General features: G+C 60.1%; 15 protein-coding genes. 6 read left to right on the plus strand and 9 right to left on the minus strand.

Going from position 1 to position 15,414, the window contains the following annotated elements:
- Positions 1 to 89 precede the first annotated feature (89 nt).
- Positions 90 to 1,043 carry a prolyl aminopeptidase gene (pip, locus tag DFR46_RS00940; protein ID WP_116234755.1) on the minus strand — a complete coding sequence of 318 codons (954 nt, stop codon included), beginning with the start codon at positions 1,041 to 1,043 and terminating at the stop codon, positions 90 to 92.
- A gap of 128 nt (positions 1,044 to 1,171) precedes the next feature.
- Here pip and DFR46_RS00945 point away from each other — a divergent pair, with 128 nt between their 5' ends.
- Positions 1,172 to 2,221, plus strand: coding sequence for an enoyl-CoA hydratase/isomerase family protein (locus DFR46_RS00945; protein WP_116234756.1), 1,050 nt, complete (start codon positions 1,172 to 1,174; stop codon positions 2,219 to 2,221).
- On the opposite strand, the gene DFR46_RS00950 is transcribed toward DFR46_RS00945, so the two are convergent.
- From DFR46_RS00950 to glpD, 3 genes are all read right to left on the minus strand, one after another.
- Positions 2,218 to 2,751: a cytochrome b gene (locus DFR46_RS00950; RefSeq protein ID WP_116234757.1), complete on the minus strand. Its 534-nt coding sequence runs from the start codon at positions 2,749 to 2,751 to the stop codon at positions 2,218 to 2,220. The two genes, DFR46_RS00945 and DFR46_RS00950, sit on opposite strands and share 4 nt — an antisense overlap.
- 83 nt (positions 2,752 to 2,834) lie before the next feature.
- A complete protein-coding gene (glpK, locus tag DFR46_RS00955) occupies positions 2,835 to 4,298 on the minus strand; it encodes a glycerol kinase GlpK (RefSeq protein WP_116234758.1) in 1,464 nt (487 codons plus the stop codon).
- Positions 4,295 to 5,773 carry a glycerol-3-phosphate dehydrogenase gene (gene glpD / locus DFR46_RS00960; RefSeq protein WP_116237067.1) on the minus strand — a complete coding sequence of 493 codons (1,479 nt, stop codon included), beginning with the start codon at positions 5,771 to 5,773 and terminating at the stop codon, positions 4,295 to 4,297. Before glpD ends, glpK begins: the two co-directional genes overlap by 4 nt.
- 90 nt (positions 5,774 to 5,863) lie before the next feature.
- On the opposite strand from glpD, the gene rnr reads away from it, so the two are divergent.
- Positions 5,864 to 8,137, plus strand: a complete 2,274-nt coding sequence (gene rnr, locus DFR46_RS00965) for a ribonuclease R (RefSeq protein ID WP_116234759.1) — start codon at positions 5,864 to 5,866, stop codon at positions 8,135 to 8,137.
- Here rnr and DFR46_RS00970 read toward each other — a convergent pair.
- Positions 8,134 to 9,120 (minus strand): MBL fold metallo-hydrolase, encoded by a 987-nt coding sequence (locus tag DFR46_RS00970; RefSeq protein ID WP_116234760.1) that lies wholly within the window; start codon positions 9,118 to 9,120, stop codon positions 8,134 to 8,136. The genes rnr and DFR46_RS00970 overlap by 4 nt on opposite strands.
- Positions 9,121 to 9,322: 202 nt before the next feature.
- Between DFR46_RS00970 and DFR46_RS00975 the strand changes: the two genes are divergently transcribed.
- Positions 9,323 to 9,691, plus strand: coding sequence for a tetratricopeptide repeat protein (locus DFR46_RS00975; RefSeq protein WP_116234761.1), 369 nt, complete (start codon positions 9,323 to 9,325; stop codon positions 9,689 to 9,691).
- A 37-nt stretch (positions 9,692 to 9,728) separates the two neighbouring features.
- Here DFR46_RS00975 and dcd read toward each other — a convergent pair whose 3' ends face one another.
- From dcd to DFR46_RS00990, 3 genes are read right to left on the minus strand one after another with little or no spacing between them, the layout of a single operon-like run.
- Entirely contained in the window at positions 9,729 to 10,283 is a 555-nt protein-coding gene (dcd, locus tag DFR46_RS00980) for a dCTP deaminase (RefSeq protein WP_116234762.1), read from the minus strand.
- An 11-nt stretch (positions 10,284 to 10,294) separates the two neighbouring features.
- Positions 10,295 to 10,984, minus strand: a complete 690-nt coding sequence (locus DFR46_RS00985) for a glycoside hydrolase family 25 protein (RefSeq protein ID WP_245953582.1) — start codon at positions 10,982 to 10,984, stop codon at positions 10,295 to 10,297.
- Positions 10,985 to 10,990: 6 nt separating this feature from the next.
- Positions 10,991 to 11,473: a UPF0262 family protein gene (locus DFR46_RS00990; protein WP_116234763.1), complete on the minus strand. Its 483-nt coding sequence runs from the start codon at positions 11,471 to 11,473 to the stop codon at positions 10,991 to 10,993.
- A 151-nt stretch (positions 11,474 to 11,624) separates the two neighbouring features.
- Between DFR46_RS00990 and DFR46_RS00995 the strand changes: the two genes are divergently transcribed.
- Genes DFR46_RS00995 through leuB form a run of 3 tightly spaced genes read left to right on the plus strand, consistent with a single transcriptional unit; the run spans position 11,625 to position 14,959 of the window.
- Positions 11,625 to 13,124, plus strand: a complete 1,500-nt coding sequence (locus DFR46_RS00995; RefSeq protein ID WP_116234764.1) for a replicative DNA helicase — start codon at positions 11,625 to 11,627, stop codon at positions 13,122 to 13,124.
- A gap of 43 nt (positions 13,125 to 13,167) precedes the next feature.
- The gene (gene recO / locus DFR46_RS01000) at positions 13,168 to 13,899 is read left to right on the plus strand and encodes a DNA repair protein RecO (protein ID WP_116234765.1); all 732 of its coding nucleotides are present in this window, start codon (positions 13,168 to 13,170) and stop codon (positions 13,897 to 13,899) included.
- 16 nt (positions 13,900 to 13,915) lie between these two features.
- A complete protein-coding gene (leuB, locus tag DFR46_RS01005; RefSeq protein WP_116234766.1) occupies positions 13,916 to 14,959 on the plus strand; it encodes a 3-isopropylmalate dehydrogenase in 1,044 nt (347 codons plus the stop codon).
- 12 nt (positions 14,960 to 14,971) lie between these two features.
- On the opposite strand, the gene DFR46_RS01010 is transcribed toward leuB, so the two are convergent.
- Complete coding sequence (locus tag DFR46_RS01010; RefSeq protein ID WP_116234767.1) at positions 14,972 to 15,343, minus strand: VOC family protein; 372 nt, start codon at positions 15,341 to 15,343, stop codon at positions 14,972 to 14,974.
- Between the last annotated feature and the right edge of the window lie 71 nt (positions 15,344 to 15,414).

Here is a 15,414-nt window from a genome sequence, read left to right on the forward strand (position 1 = left end):
GGTTCATCCTCTGTTGCATTTTGAAACCCAATTAGCGCCAATCGCCGATTTTGGCGAATCCCCGTTTGTGGCTCAGCGATGCACCCGGCTCAGGTGACGGCAAAGCCATCGGTGGCACGGATCAGCCGGTCGAGAATGCCGGGTTCCGAATAAGCATGGCCTGCACCTTCAACGATGTGAAGTTCCGATTCCGGCCATGCCTTGTGCAGATCATATGCTGTCCGTGCGGGGCAGGGCATATCGTAGCGGCCATGTACGATTACGCCGGGTATTCCGTGCAGCTTATGCGCGTCGCGCAATAGCTGACCCTCTTCCAGCCAGCCGCCGTGAACGAAATAATGCGTCTCGATACGCGCAAAGGCGATAGCGAAATGACCATCCAGAAATCGGGACGCGGTATATTCGTCCGGAAGGAGAGTGATCGTTTCGCCTTCCCATATCGACCAGGCTTTCGCGGCTTCCAGTTTGGCGGCTTCGTCGTCGCCCGTCAGGATGCGGTAATAGGCGCCAAGCATGTCGCTGCGATCCGCCTCGGCTATCGGCGCCTGAAGTCGCTCATATTTGTCGGGGAATATCTCCGGCACGCCGTGCTGATAATACCAGTCCATTTCCGCCTTGGTGAGCGTGTAGATGCCGCGCACGATCAGGGCGCTGACTCGTTCGGGATGGGTTTCGGCGTAGGCGAGCGACAAGGTCGAGCCCCAGGACCCGCCGAACACAAGCCACTCTTCCACGCCGACCAGCTCACGAAGCCGCTCCATATCGGCAACCAGGTGCCAAGTCGTGTTGGCTTCCAGTTCAGCATGCGGTGTGGAGCGTCCGCACCCGCGCTGATCGAAGAGAAGGACATCGTAGATATCCGGGGCGAAAAGGCGCCTGTATTCATCCGGGCATCCGCCACCGGGGCCGCCATGAACGATGACAGCCGGCTTCCCGCCTTTCTTGCCGACGCGCTCATAATAGATGGTATGGCCATCCCCGACATCGAGCATGCCCGTCTCATAAGGTTCTATCACCGGATATAAAGTTCGGAATTCCGTCATCGCGTATCTGTTCCTTATCGTTCCTGCACCTGCTGCGCGTTATCGACGTCCGCTTCAAGCATTGCGGCCCTGCCGGTGCCGTCAACTCCGGGGTGACGCGCGGTGGCCGCCAAGCTATCACGGACGGCATGACCGATGAACTTCTTACCACTATCGAAGGCAAGGCCGCACGATTGCGGCTGAACCGCCCAAAGGCGCTCCATGCGCTGAACACCGCCATGTGCGAAAGCGCGATTGAAGCGCTGCTCGAATGGCGCGAGAATCGTGCCGTCGAGGCCGTGTTGATCGACCATGCGGAAGGGCGCGGTTTCTGCGCTGGCGGCGATATCCGGATGCTGGCCGAAAGCGGCGCGACGGATGGGATGAAGGCGCGTGAGTTCTTCCACACGGAATACCGGCTCAACCATCTGCTCTTCACCTATGCCAAGCCGACCGTAGCTTTCATGGACGGGATTACGATGGGCGGCGGTGTCGGTCTGTCGCTGCCATGCAAATATCGCGTGGCGACCGAGCATACGCGCTTTGCCATGCCTGAGACCGGGATCGGCCTGTTCCCCGATGTGGGCGGCGGCTGGTATTTGTCCCGCCTGCCGGGCCGCACCGGACAGTTTCTCGCTCTGACCGGCGCGCGGATCGACGGCGCGGAGTGCCTCGCGCTGGGACTGGCGACGCATTTTGTCCCGTCCGATGCGCTGGAGGACGTTAAGGCGAAGATCGCGGCTGACCCGAAGGCCATTGCCGCGATCCTGGATGACGCGTCCGTCGAACCGCCCGACGCGCGGATCACGGGCAATCTTGGCACCATCAACCGGCTTTTTGCCTCGGATCGCTATGAGGATATTCTGGCCGCGCTGGAAGCCGATGGCTCGAAATGGGCTGAGAAAGAACTGATGACGCTGCGCACAAAATCCCCGCAAACCTGCAAGGTTTCGCTCTATTTGCTGGCACAGGGCGCCCGGCAGACGGACTTTGCCGACGAGATGGCAGTCGAATATCGCGTGGGTGCGCATGTCGTGCAGCGCCACGATTTCCTCGAAGGCGTCCGCGCGGTAATTGTCGACAAGGACAATGCGCCGCAATGGAATCCGGCAACGCCCGAAGATGTGTCCGACCACCTGATCGACCAGATATTCGCGCCGCTCAACGCCAACGAGGAATGGACACCGCTTACCTTTTAGTCGCGCCCGCGGGGTAGCATGCGCTGGAAGCTGCCATCCTTGTCGATAACCAGATGTTTCAATGCGCCGAGGATATGCAGCACGACCAGTGCCAGCATTGCCTTGCCCAATATCTCATGGCCTTCGTGTAGAGTTTCGCCCAGTGCTTCCTGTCCGGCGACCGGCCAGAGCGGCACGTCAAACAGGCCGAAATAGGCAAACGGTGCAGGATAGGTCGACATCCAGAGCCAGCCGCTCAGCGGCAAGCCGATGAGCAGCAGATAAAAGGCAAAATGGGTAATTCGCGCCAGGCTGCGTTCCCATGGTCGCATTGAGAGCGGCAGCGGCGGCGGCTTGTGGCCGATCCGCCAGGCGATCCGGGCTAGCGTGAGAACCAGCACCGAAATGCCGATCGCCTTGTGGAGATCCATATAGGGGACCCGGGCTTCGCGCGAGAAATCCTCGGTAAGTCCCGCAAGACCGATATTCGCGATAACCAGCAGCGCGATGATCCAGTGCAGTGCGATTGCAACTCTAGTGTAGCGATCCATACTTGTTCTCCATTCCCAATCCCGTCGCTCAAGCGGCATAGCCGAATGCTGCTTCTACCGTTTCATGATGCGGTATCACAATATCAGGGCAGGGCGCGATTCAGTGCGCTCCGCCAGCCCTTTAACAGTATATCGCGCTGCTCATTCTCCATTGCAGGCTCAAATCGTCCCGCAGCTTCCCACTGGTCTGAAAGATCGTCCAGCCCGCTCCACAGACCGGTCGCCAATCCCGCCAGATAGGCCGCGCCCAGTGCCGTCGTTTCGTGGCTGGCGGGCCGTTCGACCGGCGACTCCAGAATGTCGCTCAGAAATTGCGCAAACCAGTCATTTTGCGCCATCCCGCCATCGATTCGCAGCGTCTGTGGGCCGTCAGCCCCGTCGGCGCGCATGGCGTCGACCAGGTCCCGGGTCTGATAGGCAATGGACTCCAGAGTCGCGCGAACGATATGCTCGGCGGTCGTGTCGAGGGTCATTCCACTGATCAGTCCGCGCGCATCTGGCTCCCAGTGCGGCGCGCCCAGCCCGACAAAAGCCGGGACCAGATAAACGCCGTGATTGTCCGGAGCGGCCTTGGCGATCGCGGCGGTTTCGCCTGCCTCTTCAATAAGGCCCATCTTGTCGCGCAGCCACTGGATCGCCGCGCCGGCGACAAAGATCGACCCTTCCAGCGCATAGGTGATGTCTGTGCCGATTTTATAGGCGGGCGTCGTCAGCAGGCGATTGTGCGAGGTAACGGCCTCTGTTCCTGTATTGAGAAGCAGGAAACAGCCGGTACCGTAGGTCGACTTGACCATTCCGGGAAGGAAACAGGCCTGGCCGATCAAAGCTGCCTGTTGATCGCCGGCCATGCCGGCAATGGGAATGGCCCGACCGAACACCCCCGGGTCTGTTTCGCCATAAATCTCAGAATTTCCAACGATCTCGGGAAGAAGGCTCGGATGAATATCGAACAGCGCGAGCAGCTCCTCATCCCATGTGCCCTTATGGATGTTGCAAAGCATTGTGCGCCCCGCATTGGTGATGTCCGTCGCATGCACCCTGCCGCCGGTCAGCCTCCACAACAGGAAGCTGTCGATGGTGCCTGCGGCCAGTTTTCCGCCTGCGGCAGCCTCGCGCGCGCCCTCCACATGATCGAGCAGCCAGGCGAGCTTGGTCGCGCTGAAATATGGGTCGAGCAGCAGCCCTGTTTTTGCACGAATCATCGCTTCATGGCCCTCGGCCTTCAGCCTGCGGCAGATGTCCGCCGTGCGCCGGTCCTGCCAGACGATCGCATTGTATAGCGGTTTCCCGGTTTCCCGGTTCCACAGCACGATGGTTTCGCGCTGATTGGTAATGCCGATGGCCATCGTCTCGTCCGTGACGACTGCTTTGACGGCGGCCACGGTATCGCGCCAGATATCCTCCGGATCATGCTCGACCCAGCCGTCATGTGGATAATGCTGGGGAAATTCGCGTGCAGAATGTGTGAGCGGTTTGCCGGTCTCGTTGAACAGGATCGCCCGACTGGAGGTTGTCCCCTGGTCGATGGCGAGGATGTGGCGGGTCACAGCGCAAGCCCTTCAAAATATTCCCTGAACCTCGCCTGCTCGTCTTCGGTCATCACCAGTCCCAATTTGCTCCGCCGCCACAGAATATCGTCGGGTGTCTTCGCCCATTCCTTCTCGATGAGATACAGGACCTCGCGCTCGGTCAACCCGGCGCCGAAATGTTCGCCGAGATCCGCCATGCTGTTGGCATCGCCCAATATGGTGGGCAGTAGCGAACCGTACGCCCGGGCCAGTCGCTTGGCATGCTCCCATTCGAGGAAATGATAGCGCGCTTCCACCTGCTCGAGAAAATCATCGAATCCGACGCCGAGTTCGCCGCCGGGCAGTTTTGCATCGCGCGTCCAGGGGGCGCCGCCAAGGGTCGAGATCTGGCAAAGCCTGTCGGCGGCGTCTTCGGCGAGGGCGCGCGCGGTGGTTATCTTGCCGCCGAATATGGAGAGTAGCGGCGCTTCTCCATTCTCACCGCCGCCATCCATCTCCAGCACATAATCGCGCGTCACATCCTTGGAGTCCTCTGCACCATCGTCATAAAGCGAGCGCACGCCGGAATAGAGCGAAACCACATCGTCGGGCGAAATCTGAATAGCGAAATACAGATTCACCGCGCGGCACAGATAGTCGACCTCGTGCGTATCCATGACCGCCGCAGCCGGATCGTCGACTGCGATATCGGTCGTGCCTATCAGCGTGTAGCGATCGAGATAGGGAATGGCGAAAACGACCCGTTTATCGGGAAGTTGCAGGATATAGGCCTGATCTCCGGCAAAAAGTCGCCGGACGACGATATGGCTGCCGCGAACAAGCCGGACACCCGCTTTTCCAGTCATGCCGATCTTGTCTTCCAACACATCCGAAACCCATGGGCCGGCTGCATTGACAAGGGCCCGTGCCTGGATCGTGCGACCATCACTCAAAGTGGCCGTCCAGAGCGGTCCTTCCCGTTTTGCGGAGACGAGCGCGACACCGGTTTCGATCTCGGCGCCTTTATCTGCTGCGTCGCGCGCGTTCAGAACAACAAGGCGGGCGTCGTCCACCCAGCAATCCGAATAGACAAAGCCTCTGGTTCGCGGATTGGAGAAGGGGGATCGATATTGCGGATTGGCCTTGGCAAGAGCCCGTGTGCCTTTGAGGGTCCGGCGGCCGCCGATCAGATCGTACAGAAACAGTCCCGCGCGGATCATCCAATAGGGCCGGATTTGATCGTTGTGCGGGAACACGAACCGCATCGGCCAGATGATATGCGGCGCCGACCTCAGCATGACCTCCCGCTCCTTGAGCGCCTTGCGCACCAGCCCGAATTCGTAAAATTCGAGATAGCGGATTCCCCCATGGATAAGCTTGGACGAGGCGGAGCTGGTGTGGCTGGCGAGATCGTCTCGTTCGACAAGAAGCGTCTTCCAGCCGCGCCCCGCTGCATCGCGGGCTGTTGCCACGCCATTGATGCCGCCGCCGACAATCAGGAGGTCATATGTCATGCTGGGCAGCTTAGCGGAAATTTCGGGGGCGTCACCCTGCGGCGGCAAGTTCAGCATGACGATTGCCCGCGAAACACCTATGGCCATCCTATGCATGGCAATTATCCGACAGATCAGCAGATACTCGATTTCATCCAGAGTTCCGACCGGCCAGCGGGCAAACGCGAAATCGCGCGCGCATTCGGCCTGAAGGGGCAGGACAAAATCCGGCTCAAAGCAACGCTCAAACGGATGGCGGACAAGGGCCTGATCGACAGAGGTGCGGGGAAGAGCGTGCACAAGGCGGATGGCCTGCCGCGCGTTACCGTGCTGCGTATCGTGAGTGTCGACGATGACGGCGATATCTGGGCCGAGCCAGAGCGTTGGGGTAGCGACGCGCCTGTGCCCCGAGTTCGGGTTAAGGAACAGGGCAAGCGCCACCCGCTCGGCATTGGCGATCGGGTGCTGGCGCGGACAGAGGAGGCGGGCAAGGGATGGATCGCCCATCCGATGAAGAAAATTGCGCCTTCCGCGGATCAGCTTACGGGCGTTATTCATGAGGAGGGCGGCAAGCTCTGGCTCAAGGGACTGGAGAAAAGCAGCCGGCGCGATTTCCTGGTGGTAGATGCCAATCGCGCCAAGGCAGGCGATCTCGTTATGGCAGAGAAATCGGGTCGCCCGCCACGGATATCGGCGCGGGTCACTGAAATTCTTGGCGATCCGTTCGAGCCGCGCAGCTTTTCGCTCATTGCGATCCACAAGCACGAGATCCCGGTTGAATTTGCCGCGGAAACGCTGGCCGAGGCCGATCGCGTCGTCACGCTTCCGCTGGGTGAGCGCGAAGATCTGACTCATCTCCCCATCGTCGCCATCGATCCGGCCGATGCGCGCGATCATGACGATGCCTTCTGGGCTGAGCCTGATGGCGAGGGCGGCTGGAAGGTCATCGTCGCGATTGCCGACGTCAGCTATTACGTACGCCCAGGCTCATCGCTGGACAGGGACGCGCGCAAACGTGGCAACAGCGTCTATTTCCCGGACCGCGTCGTGCCGATGCTGCCGGAGACCTTGTCGGCCGATATCTGCTCGCTCAGGGCAGGGGAGGATCGTGCGGCACTTGCCTGCCATTTGGCCATCGACAAGGCAGGGCAGGTGAAAAGCTGGCGGTTCGCCCGGGTCAAGCTGCGGATTGCTGCCAATATCGCCTATGAAGATGCACAGGCGGCGATGGATGCGCAGAACGAGGAGTGTGTTGAACTCTCCTCTTCGCCCTGTTCCCTCGATCCTGCCGATCTGGCCGGTCCCGATCTCTCGCCTGAATTGGTAGAAAAGACCCTCAAACCTCTCTGGGATTGCTGGCGGGCGCTTTCCAAGGCGCGGGAGAAGCGCGCGCCGCTTGATCTCGATCTGCCTGAACGCCGGATCGAACTGGATGAGACCGGCCGTATCCTCTCGGTTGCACCGCGTGAGCGGCTCGATGCGCACAAGCTCGTCGAGGAATATATGATCGCCGCCAATGTTGCGGCGGCCAAGGCGCTGGAGGCGAAGACCGCGCCTGTCATGTACCGCGTTCATGAAACGCCGAGCCGTGAGAAGCTGGTCGCGCTCAAGGAATATCTGGCCAGCCTCGAAGTGCCTTTCACCCTGGGTCAGGTAATCACGCCAGAGACGTTCAATCATATCCTTGATCGGATCGGCGAAGCCGACATCAGGCCGCAGGTGATGGAGCAGATCCTGCGTAGCCAGACCCAAGCCTATTACACGCCGCGCAATATGGGCCATTTCGGACTGGCGCTCGGCAGCTATGCCCATTTCACCTCGCCAATCCGGCGCTACTCGGACCTGATCGTCCATCGCTCGTTGGTTGGCGCCTATGGGCTCGGGCCGGACGTGGCCGAGACCAGGCTGACCAAAATGGATGCCGGACGGCTAGAAGCGACGGGCGAAACGATCAGCAAGCTGGAGCGGCGGGCTATGGAGGCCGAGCGCGATACCGTGGATCGCTATGTCGCGGCCTATCTGGCCGAGCGGGTCGGGCAAATCATGCCCGTTCGGATCACGGGCGTGCAGAATTTCGGCTTCTTCGCGACGGTCGAGGGCTTTGGTGGGGACGGGATATTGCCGGTGCGCGACCTGGGGCGTGAATATTATCGATATGACGAGCGGGTTCATGCGCTGATCGGAGAAGAGACCGGGACGCGGTACGCACTGGGCGATCGTCTGGAACTGCGCCTGGTTGAAGCGAATCCAGTTAGCGGAGGCTTGCGCTTCGAGCTTCCTGAAGGAAAGGGCGGAGGAACATCCGGCACCGCGAAGCGGACACGCGGTCATCGTGGGCAGCGCGACGGTAGACGCACAAAACGTCGCAAAAAACGCGAAAACTAACCGTCGGTAGGGGCTTCGTCTGCGCTTTCGGCCTGTTCCGATTCAAGCTCGCCGCCTAGTTGGGCAACGATCGCTTCGAGATTGCGGCGCAACTGGGCAGGCCGTCCGGTGGCGCTTTCCCAGTCGGGATAGTTGGAGCGGATCGCCTCGATAGCGGCGTTGATCTCCGCTTCGCTGGCGAGATCGTCAGACAAAATATCTCGTTCGACCTGGCTCCGGACGAACGAGATATAGGCAATCTGGTTGGCCGCGAGCAGGCTGGCCGGGCCGGGGTCGCCATGACCGGGATAGAGGGTATAGCCGGTAAATTCCCGGGCTATGCGGTCGAGCGCGCGTGGCCAGCTGTCGATATCGGCATCGGCGAAGTCGGGATGCATCCGGTTGGCGACCAGGTCTGACGCAAGCAGGGCGCGCTCGCTTGGAATGGCCAGCATCGCCATTGTGTCCGCTTCGGTTCCCGCCACGATATGAATGACGACGGGAACGCCGGAAACCATCAGTTCCTCCCGGTTCGTGATCAGGCGGGTGGGTTCTGGGGGAGCGCGATAATCGTCCCCCTGGGCTTCGCGCAGCCGCTCGATATAGCCGGAAAGATCGCGGCTGATCTGCTCTGCAACGCCTTCCGTCATCAGGATTTCGGCATCGGGAAAGGCGTCGGTGAATGCCTGAATCCCGCCAAAATGGCCGGGATCATAATGGCTGACAATAATCGCGGTAACCGGTTTACCGGTGGTCTGAATGGCCGCGACGACGCGTTCGGCAAGGCCGATTTCCTGCTGCGTATCGAAGACGAGGATTTCGTCCGGGCCTTCAAGCCAATAGCTGTTGACCGTGCCAGGGCCCGGGCGATGGGGGCGGTGGATTTCGAGCTCCGCGACGGCGTTCGCTTCCGGTTCGTCGCCAGCATCGCTGCCACGGCCATCGCAACCAGCAAATGCCAGTGCAATGGCGATAAGTCCGATCGTGAACGGCGCGGCGCGCATCTCTGGGGTCTCCGGGATTTCCGGTAGCAACTATATGCTCTCTTGCGAAAAGCGCAATTTTGAACTGACGATAGCGGCAAATCCTTGGGGATAGTTGCGATGGAAGGACTCGGTTGCGCGCACATCCATGCCACTGACGATTTACAAAAGAGTCATAAAAATGTAATAAATATGTCATTCAAACGTAACTTGGAGAGGATGGATGACAAAATTGCTGGTGATGATGGCGGTTTGCACACTTCCGATTGCCGTTCAGGCCGCCCCTTATCCGGAGGCCAGCCCAACGGGGTATGACCCCTATGCTGTCGAGGCGATCGAGCGCGCTGACTATGCGATGGCCGAAGATCGCCTTACGCGGCGACTCGCTGCTGATACGGGCGATGTTCCCGCTCTGCTCAATCTTGCCGCCGTGATGACGGAGACCGACAGAGTCGCACGCGCTTCATTCCTGCTTGAACAGGTGCTTGAGGAAGAGAATATGCAGCTCGGCGATGTCGACGGAGAGCCGGTCTGGTCGCACGACGCGGCCATTGCGGGTCTGCGCGGCCGGGTAACGATGGGTTCGCGCTAACCCGAGCCGAAATCTGCCAATATCGACGCTGTCGGAGCTAGAGCTTCGGCAGCGTCACGCCTTTCTGACCCATATATTTGCCGGCCCGGTCGGCATAGCTCGTCTCGCACGGCTCATTGCCCTGCAGGAACAGGAACTGGCACGCCCCCTCATTGGCATAGACTTTTGCCGGCAGCGGCGTGGTATTCGAAAATTCGAGGGTCACATGGCCTTCCCAGCCGGGTTCGAGCGGTGTGACGTTTACGATAATCCCGCACCGCGCATAGGTTGATTTGCCGAGGCAGATGACCAGCACATCCTTGGGCACACGAAAATATTCTACGGTGCGGGCTAGTGCGAAGCTGTTTGGCGGGATGATACAGCAGTCGGTCTGGCGATCGACGAAACTGTTGTCCGAAAAATCCTTCGGATCGACGATTGCGTTGTCGACATTCGTGAAGATCTTGAACTCGTCGGCGGCGCGCGCGTCATAGCCATAGGAAGACAGGCCGTAACTGATCGTGCCGTCCCGCCGCTGGCCGTCTTCGAACGGCTCGATCATCCCGTCTTCAAGTGCGCGTTCGCGAATCCATTTGTCAGCCATGATGCTCATAGAGAGGGTCCTTAGCCTGACTGCTCCGGACGCACCACATTCCAGCGTACCGGGTTTTCCACACCTTCGACCCGCCGGATATCGCTGGCCTCCCACATGACCCAGGGCACGGCGCCGAAATCGGGTTTGAACAGCCGGCGCGGCAACCAGAAGCTCCGCTCGACCCGGCTTGTCACCTGATAGGTCGCATCGAATTCGCGCGTTACATAAAGCAGCGCGGGGCTCTCGGCATGGGCTTCGATCATCTGGAGGAAAGTCGCGAGTTCGGAGATGAACACGGAGACATCCGGACGGTCGGCGCAGTTATTTTCGAAGTCGAGGATGATCGCAGGAGGCAGCGCATCGCCGTCGGGCGGCACGGTGGCAACGAAATTCGTCGCCTGATCGACGGCAAGGCGGCACAATTCCCAGATATGGATAGCCCCGTGTCGCAATCCTGCGTCATGGGCGCCTTGCCAGTGGTGCGCGAAATTCGGGTCGCGATCGATATCGCCGTCGGTCGCGTGGATATAGGCGAAATCGGCGCCGGCCGCCCGCAATGTCGGCCAATGCACATCACCCTGATCCGCACCTATGGTAACGCCCTGAACCGGATACTGGCTGGTTACCGGATGCCAGTGTATCGCAACCTGCCAAAGTGCGATAGCCGCCAGAGCGGCAAGCAGCAGCCAGATGGCACCCCATTTGATCGCCCCCATCATTCCTCGCTACCCCTTGATGTGCAGGACACAAATCAGTGTGAACAGGCGGCGCGCGGTGTCGAAATCGACGGTCACCTTGCCTTCGAGCCGATCCTTCAGAAGCTCTGCCGCATCATTGTGAATCGCACGGCGCGCCATATCGATCGTTTCGATCTGTTGCGGTGTCGCCTGGCGGATGGCCTGAAAATAGCTGTCGCAGATCGCGAAATATTCGCGGATCGGACGGCGAAAGCGGGTCAATCCGATGATGATCGTTTCAAGCAGCGTATCGTTTTCGGCTGCGATATCAAGGGCGAGCCTGCCTTCCTCTACCCGCAACGTAAGTTTGTAGGGCCCAGCATAACCGCCCGGATATTCTCTGGCCGGTTCGAATTCATTGCCTTCGAGCAGATCGAAAATGGCAATGCGCCGCTCCTGCTCGATATCGGCGTTGCGCCAGATGATTGTGTGCTCGTCCAGCTTGACGTCTATGATCCGTTGATCGGCCATGGGGGAGGCTTAGTGGCGTTGGCCAAGATTGGGAATAGAGTGCTGCTTTTTGTGCAGCCAACCGTTGCCTTCATGCGTCAGCCAATCGCCCCACACAATATCCACAGGCTTACTGACTTGAGGCCGGAGCCGATCCGCGCGAGAAGGGGCCATGGCAGAACCCGTCCAACTCGTCAGCGACAATGAAAACAACCCGCTCTCCCTTCCACACAATCTGGAAGCCGAAGCGGCGGTTCTGGGGGCGCTGCTGATCGACAATCGTCTGGTTGACGATGTCCAGCGAATCCTGCGCGAAGACCATTTCTTCGATCCGGTTCATGGCCGGATCTATCAGGCGATCATCCGGATGGTAGTCGACAAGAATATGGTTGCCAATCCGGTGACGCTCAAACCCATGTTCGAGGCGGATGAAGAGCTCAAACAGTTGGGTGGTGTCGGCTATCTGGTGAAGATTACCGAAAGCGGTGTGGCACTCATCGGGGCTCGCGATTTTGCGACTCAGATTTATGAACTGGCTCTGCTGCGCGCCCTGATCGGCGTCGGGCGCGAAATGGTTGAGAAAGCTGTCGACACCAGCGAATCGGTCGATCCCAAGGTGCAGATCGAAGAAGCCGAGGTGGAGCTGTACAAAGTTGCCGAAGCCGGCGGCGAAAGCGGGTCGACCAAGACCTTTGCCATGGCCGCCGCCGACGCGGTTACCATGGCCCAGCGGGCGCTCAATTCGGGCGGCAACGTATCGGGTTACACAACGGGTTTTTCCAGCCTGAACCACCATTTCGGCGGCCTGCACAAATCCGATCTCATCATTCTCGCCGCGCGGCCCGGTATGGGCAAGACCGCGCTGGCGACGAATATCGCGTTCCAGACGGCGCTCCGCTATAATCGCGATCAGGAAGACGGGGTCGAGCATTCGATCGGCGCGCCGGTCGCCTTTTTCAGCCTGGAAATGTCAGCCGATCAGTTGGCGACACGTATCCTGTCGGAACAGTCCCGCATCAGCTCGGAGAAACTCCGCAAGGGCGCGATCAGCCAGGACGAGTTCCGCAACCTGGCGCGCGCGGCGGCGGAGCTGGAAAGCCTGCCATTCTATATCGACGATACTCCGGGCCTCACCATCGCCGCCCTGCGAACGCGTGCCCGGCGCCTCAAGCGCCAGCGGGGGATTTCGATGATCGTTGTCGATTATCTCCAGCTGTTGCAGGGCTCGGGCAAGGCCAATGACAATCGCGTCAACGAGATTTCTGAAATCAGCCGGGGGCTCAAGACGCTGGCCAAGGAGCTCGAAGTTCCGGTGATCGCACTCTCGCAGCTCAGCCGTGCGGTCGAGCAGCGCGAAGACAAGAAACCGCAACTTTCCGATCTGCGCGAATCGGGATCGATCGAGCAGGACGCCGATATCGTGCTCTTCATTTATCGCGAAGATTATTATCACGGCTTTGCCGAGCCGCCGATGATCACCGAAACCAGCTCGCCGGAGGATCGCGAGAAACGGTCGGCATGGGAGTTGAAAAATGCCGAAGTCGCCGGTCAGGCCCAGGTTATCATCGCCAAGCAGCGGCACGGTGCAACGGGTACGGTAACCCTGCGCTTCGACCGGGAATATACGCGTTTCTACGACATCGCCTATGAGGATCGCCCGTCTGGCCATTAGGATCCGGCTTTTGCAGCTGCGCCGCTTGGACTAGAGATGCTGCATGCAGCTACGCACCCGCGCCCTTGTTTGCGCCATCCGCCCGCATGGCGAGCATGGTGCTATTGCCCGGCTGATGACGCCCGAAAATGGGCTCGTCGCTGGCTATGTTCTCGGCGGGCGATCACGGCGGATCCGGCCGGTGCTGCTGGCCGGCAACATCGTTGAGGCGGAATTCAGAGCCCGGACGGAAGAGCAACTGGCCGGGCTGACCGTCGAACTCGTGACCAGCCGGAGCGGGCTCTATGCCGAGCCGCTCGCTGCTTCCGCGATAGAATGGAGTTGTGCCCTCACCGCTGCGGTTCTGCCGGAAAGCCATAGCTATCCGCAGCTATACGCCGCGCTCGATGGTGTGCTTGCGGCGATTGAGGCCGCCCCGAGCGCGCGCCGCTGGGCATCCGCGCTCGTGCGGTATGAATTGCTATTGCTGACCGAACTGGGCTTTGGACTCGATCTTACGCAATGCGCGGTCACGGGAAGCGAGGCAGACCTCCAATGGGTCAGCCCGAAAAGCGGCGCAGCGGTCAGCGCCTCGGCAGGAGAGGAGTATCGCGACAGGCTTCTTGCGCTTCCGGCCTTCCTTGTCGGGGGCGGTGAAGCTGAAGATTGGGACGATATTTTCGACGGATTTCGCCTGACCGGACATTTTCTTGCACGCAACCTGTTGGATGAGCGTCGCAATGATGTAATGGCAGCACGCGAAAGACTGGTGGAGCGCCTTGGGCGTGCCGCCTGAGCGAAAAGGAAAAGACATGCTGGTCGCGTTGCTGCCCGGAGACGGCATAGGTCCCGAGGTTATCGTCGAAGCCGTGCGTGTGCTCGATGCGTTGGCAATCGATGGGCTGATCTTCGAAGAAGCGCCGGTTGGTGGCGCGGCCTACAAGGAACAGGGGCATCCGCTGCCGGATACGACCCTGGCGCTGGCGCGGCGGGCGGACGCGATCCTGTTCGGAGCGGTCGGTGACCCCGATTGCGACGCGCTCGAACGCCATTTGCGGCCCGAACAGGCGATCCTCGGTCTGCGCAAGGAGCTAGGCCTGTTTGCCAATCTTCGCCCGGCAAATCTGTTTCCCGAACTGGCCAACGCTTCGGCGCTGCGGCCTGAAATCGCGCGGAATATCGATGTGATGATCGTCCGCGAGCTGACTGGCGACGTCTATTTCGGCGAGAAAGGTATGCGGACGACGGAGGCGGGTTTGCGGCAGGGCTATGACATCATGGCCTATGACGAAGGGGAGATCGCGCGGATAGCCCGGGCAGGCTTTGAAACGGCCCGGGCGCGGCGGGGCAAGCTGTGCTCCGTCGACAAGGCGAACGTCCTCGAAACGTCGCAGCTTTGGCGCGATGTCGTGATAGAGGTGAGCGCGGACTATCCGGATATCGAGCTCAGCCATCTCTACGTCGACAATGCTGCGATGCAGCTGGTGCGCGACCCGGGGCAGTTTGATACCATCGTTACCGGCAATCTGTTCGGGGATATTCTGTCGGACCTTGCGAGCATGTGTGCCGGGTCGATCGGCATGCTGCCCTCGGCGTCTCTCGATAAGGACGGCAAGGGGCTCTACGAGCCAATTCACGGTTCCGCGCCCGATATTGCGGGGCAGGGCAGGGCCAACCCGCTGGCAACCATCCTCTCTTCTGCGATGATGCTCCGCTACTCGCTGGGCAGGAACGAAGCGGCCGACCGGATCGAGCGTGCTGTCGGCAAGGCCCTGGCCGGAGGTTTGCGGACTGCCGATATCGGTGGCGGCGCAACGACGCGCAAAGCGGGCGATGCTGTCATTGCTATGCTTTAATGTCCGGTTCGACTAACTGGCCAGCGTCGACATCACTGCAATCTCAAGCCCGCCCGGTGCCTCGCTGAAATAAACGCGCTCGCCATGCATATCCATCGGTCCGCTTACCGTTATGCCGTTGTTTCTGGCGCGCTCGGCATAGCTGTCGGCATTATCGACAATAATGTGCAGCATAGTCGATTCCGGCATATGCTCGCTCGCCGCCCAAATCTCGGTCCAGCTCGCCTTGCCTGCGGGAAACACTGCGCCCTGAAATTCGTGACCGGCGTCAACGCTTATATCGCGTTCGGTAAAATTCCAGCCATCAGAGCCAAGGAATGCCGCGAGATCGCGCGCCTCTTTTTCAGGTCTCACCGTGCAAAAACGGATGCCGAGTACCGTCATGATGCCATTTCTCCTTCATCGCCGACAACATATTCGTTGCGATCATCTTTAGCAAAGCCGCTTAATCGCAT

Origin of the sequence: Parasphingopyxis lamellibrachiae (assembly GCF_003385775.1) — a bacterium.
GTDB lineage: Bacteria > Pseudomonadota > Alphaproteobacteria > Sphingomonadales > Sphingomonadaceae > Parasphingopyxis > Parasphingopyxis lamellibrachiae.

Excerpts from the sequence above, each read along its gene's own strand:
- DFR46_RS00990 (WP_116234763.1), bottom strand. The coding sequence starts at position 11,473 with ATGGCCGATCAACGGATCATAGACGTCAAGCTGGACGAGCACACAATC.
- DFR46_RS00970 (WP_116234760.1), bottom strand. The coding sequence starts at position 9,120 with ATGCGCGCCGCGCCGTTCACGATCGGACTTATCGCCATTGCACTGGCA.
- rnr (WP_116234759.1), top strand. The coding sequence starts at position 5,864 with ATGCATGGCAATTATCCGACAGATCAGCAGATACTCGATTTCATCCAG.
- leuB (WP_116234766.1), top strand. The coding sequence starts at position 13,916 with ATGCTGGTCGCGTTGCTGCCCGGAGACGGCATAGGTCCCGAGGTTATC.
- DFR46_RS00945 (WP_116234756.1), top strand. The coding sequence starts at position 1,172 with ATGACCGATGAACTTCTTACCACTATCGAAGGCAAGGCCGCACGATTG.
- dcd (WP_116234762.1), bottom strand. The coding sequence starts at position 10,283 with ATGAGCATCATGGCTGACAAATGGATTCGCGAACGCGCACTTGAAGAC.
- DFR46_RS00950 (WP_116234757.1), bottom strand. The coding sequence starts at position 2,751 with ATGGATCGCTACACTAGAGTTGCAATCGCACTGCACTGGATCATCGCG.
- DFR46_RS00985 (WP_245953582.1), bottom strand. The coding sequence starts at position 10,984 with ATGATGGGGGCGATCAAATGGGGTGCCATCTGGCTGCTGCTTGCCGCT.
- recO (WP_116234765.1), top strand. The coding sequence starts at position 13,168 with ATGCAGCTACGCACCCGCGCCCTTGTTTGCGCCATCCGCCCGCATGGC.
- DFR46_RS00975 (WP_116234761.1), top strand. The coding sequence starts at position 9,323 with ATGACAAAATTGCTGGTGATGATGGCGGTTTGCACACTTCCGATTGCC.
- DFR46_RS00995 (WP_116234764.1), top strand. The coding sequence starts at position 11,625 with ATGGCAGAACCCGTCCAACTCGTCAGCGACAATGAAAACAACCCGCTC.
- DFR46_RS01010 (WP_116234767.1), bottom strand. The coding sequence starts at position 15,343 with ATGACGGTACTCGGCATCCGTTTTTGCACGGTGAGACCTGAAAAAGAG.
- glpD (WP_116237067.1), bottom strand. The coding sequence starts at position 5,773 with ATGACATATGACCTCCTGATTGTCGGCGGCGGCATCAATGGCGTGGCA.
- pip (WP_116234755.1), bottom strand. The coding sequence starts at position 1,043 with ATGACGGAATTCCGAACTTTATATCCGGTGATAGAACCTTATGAGACG.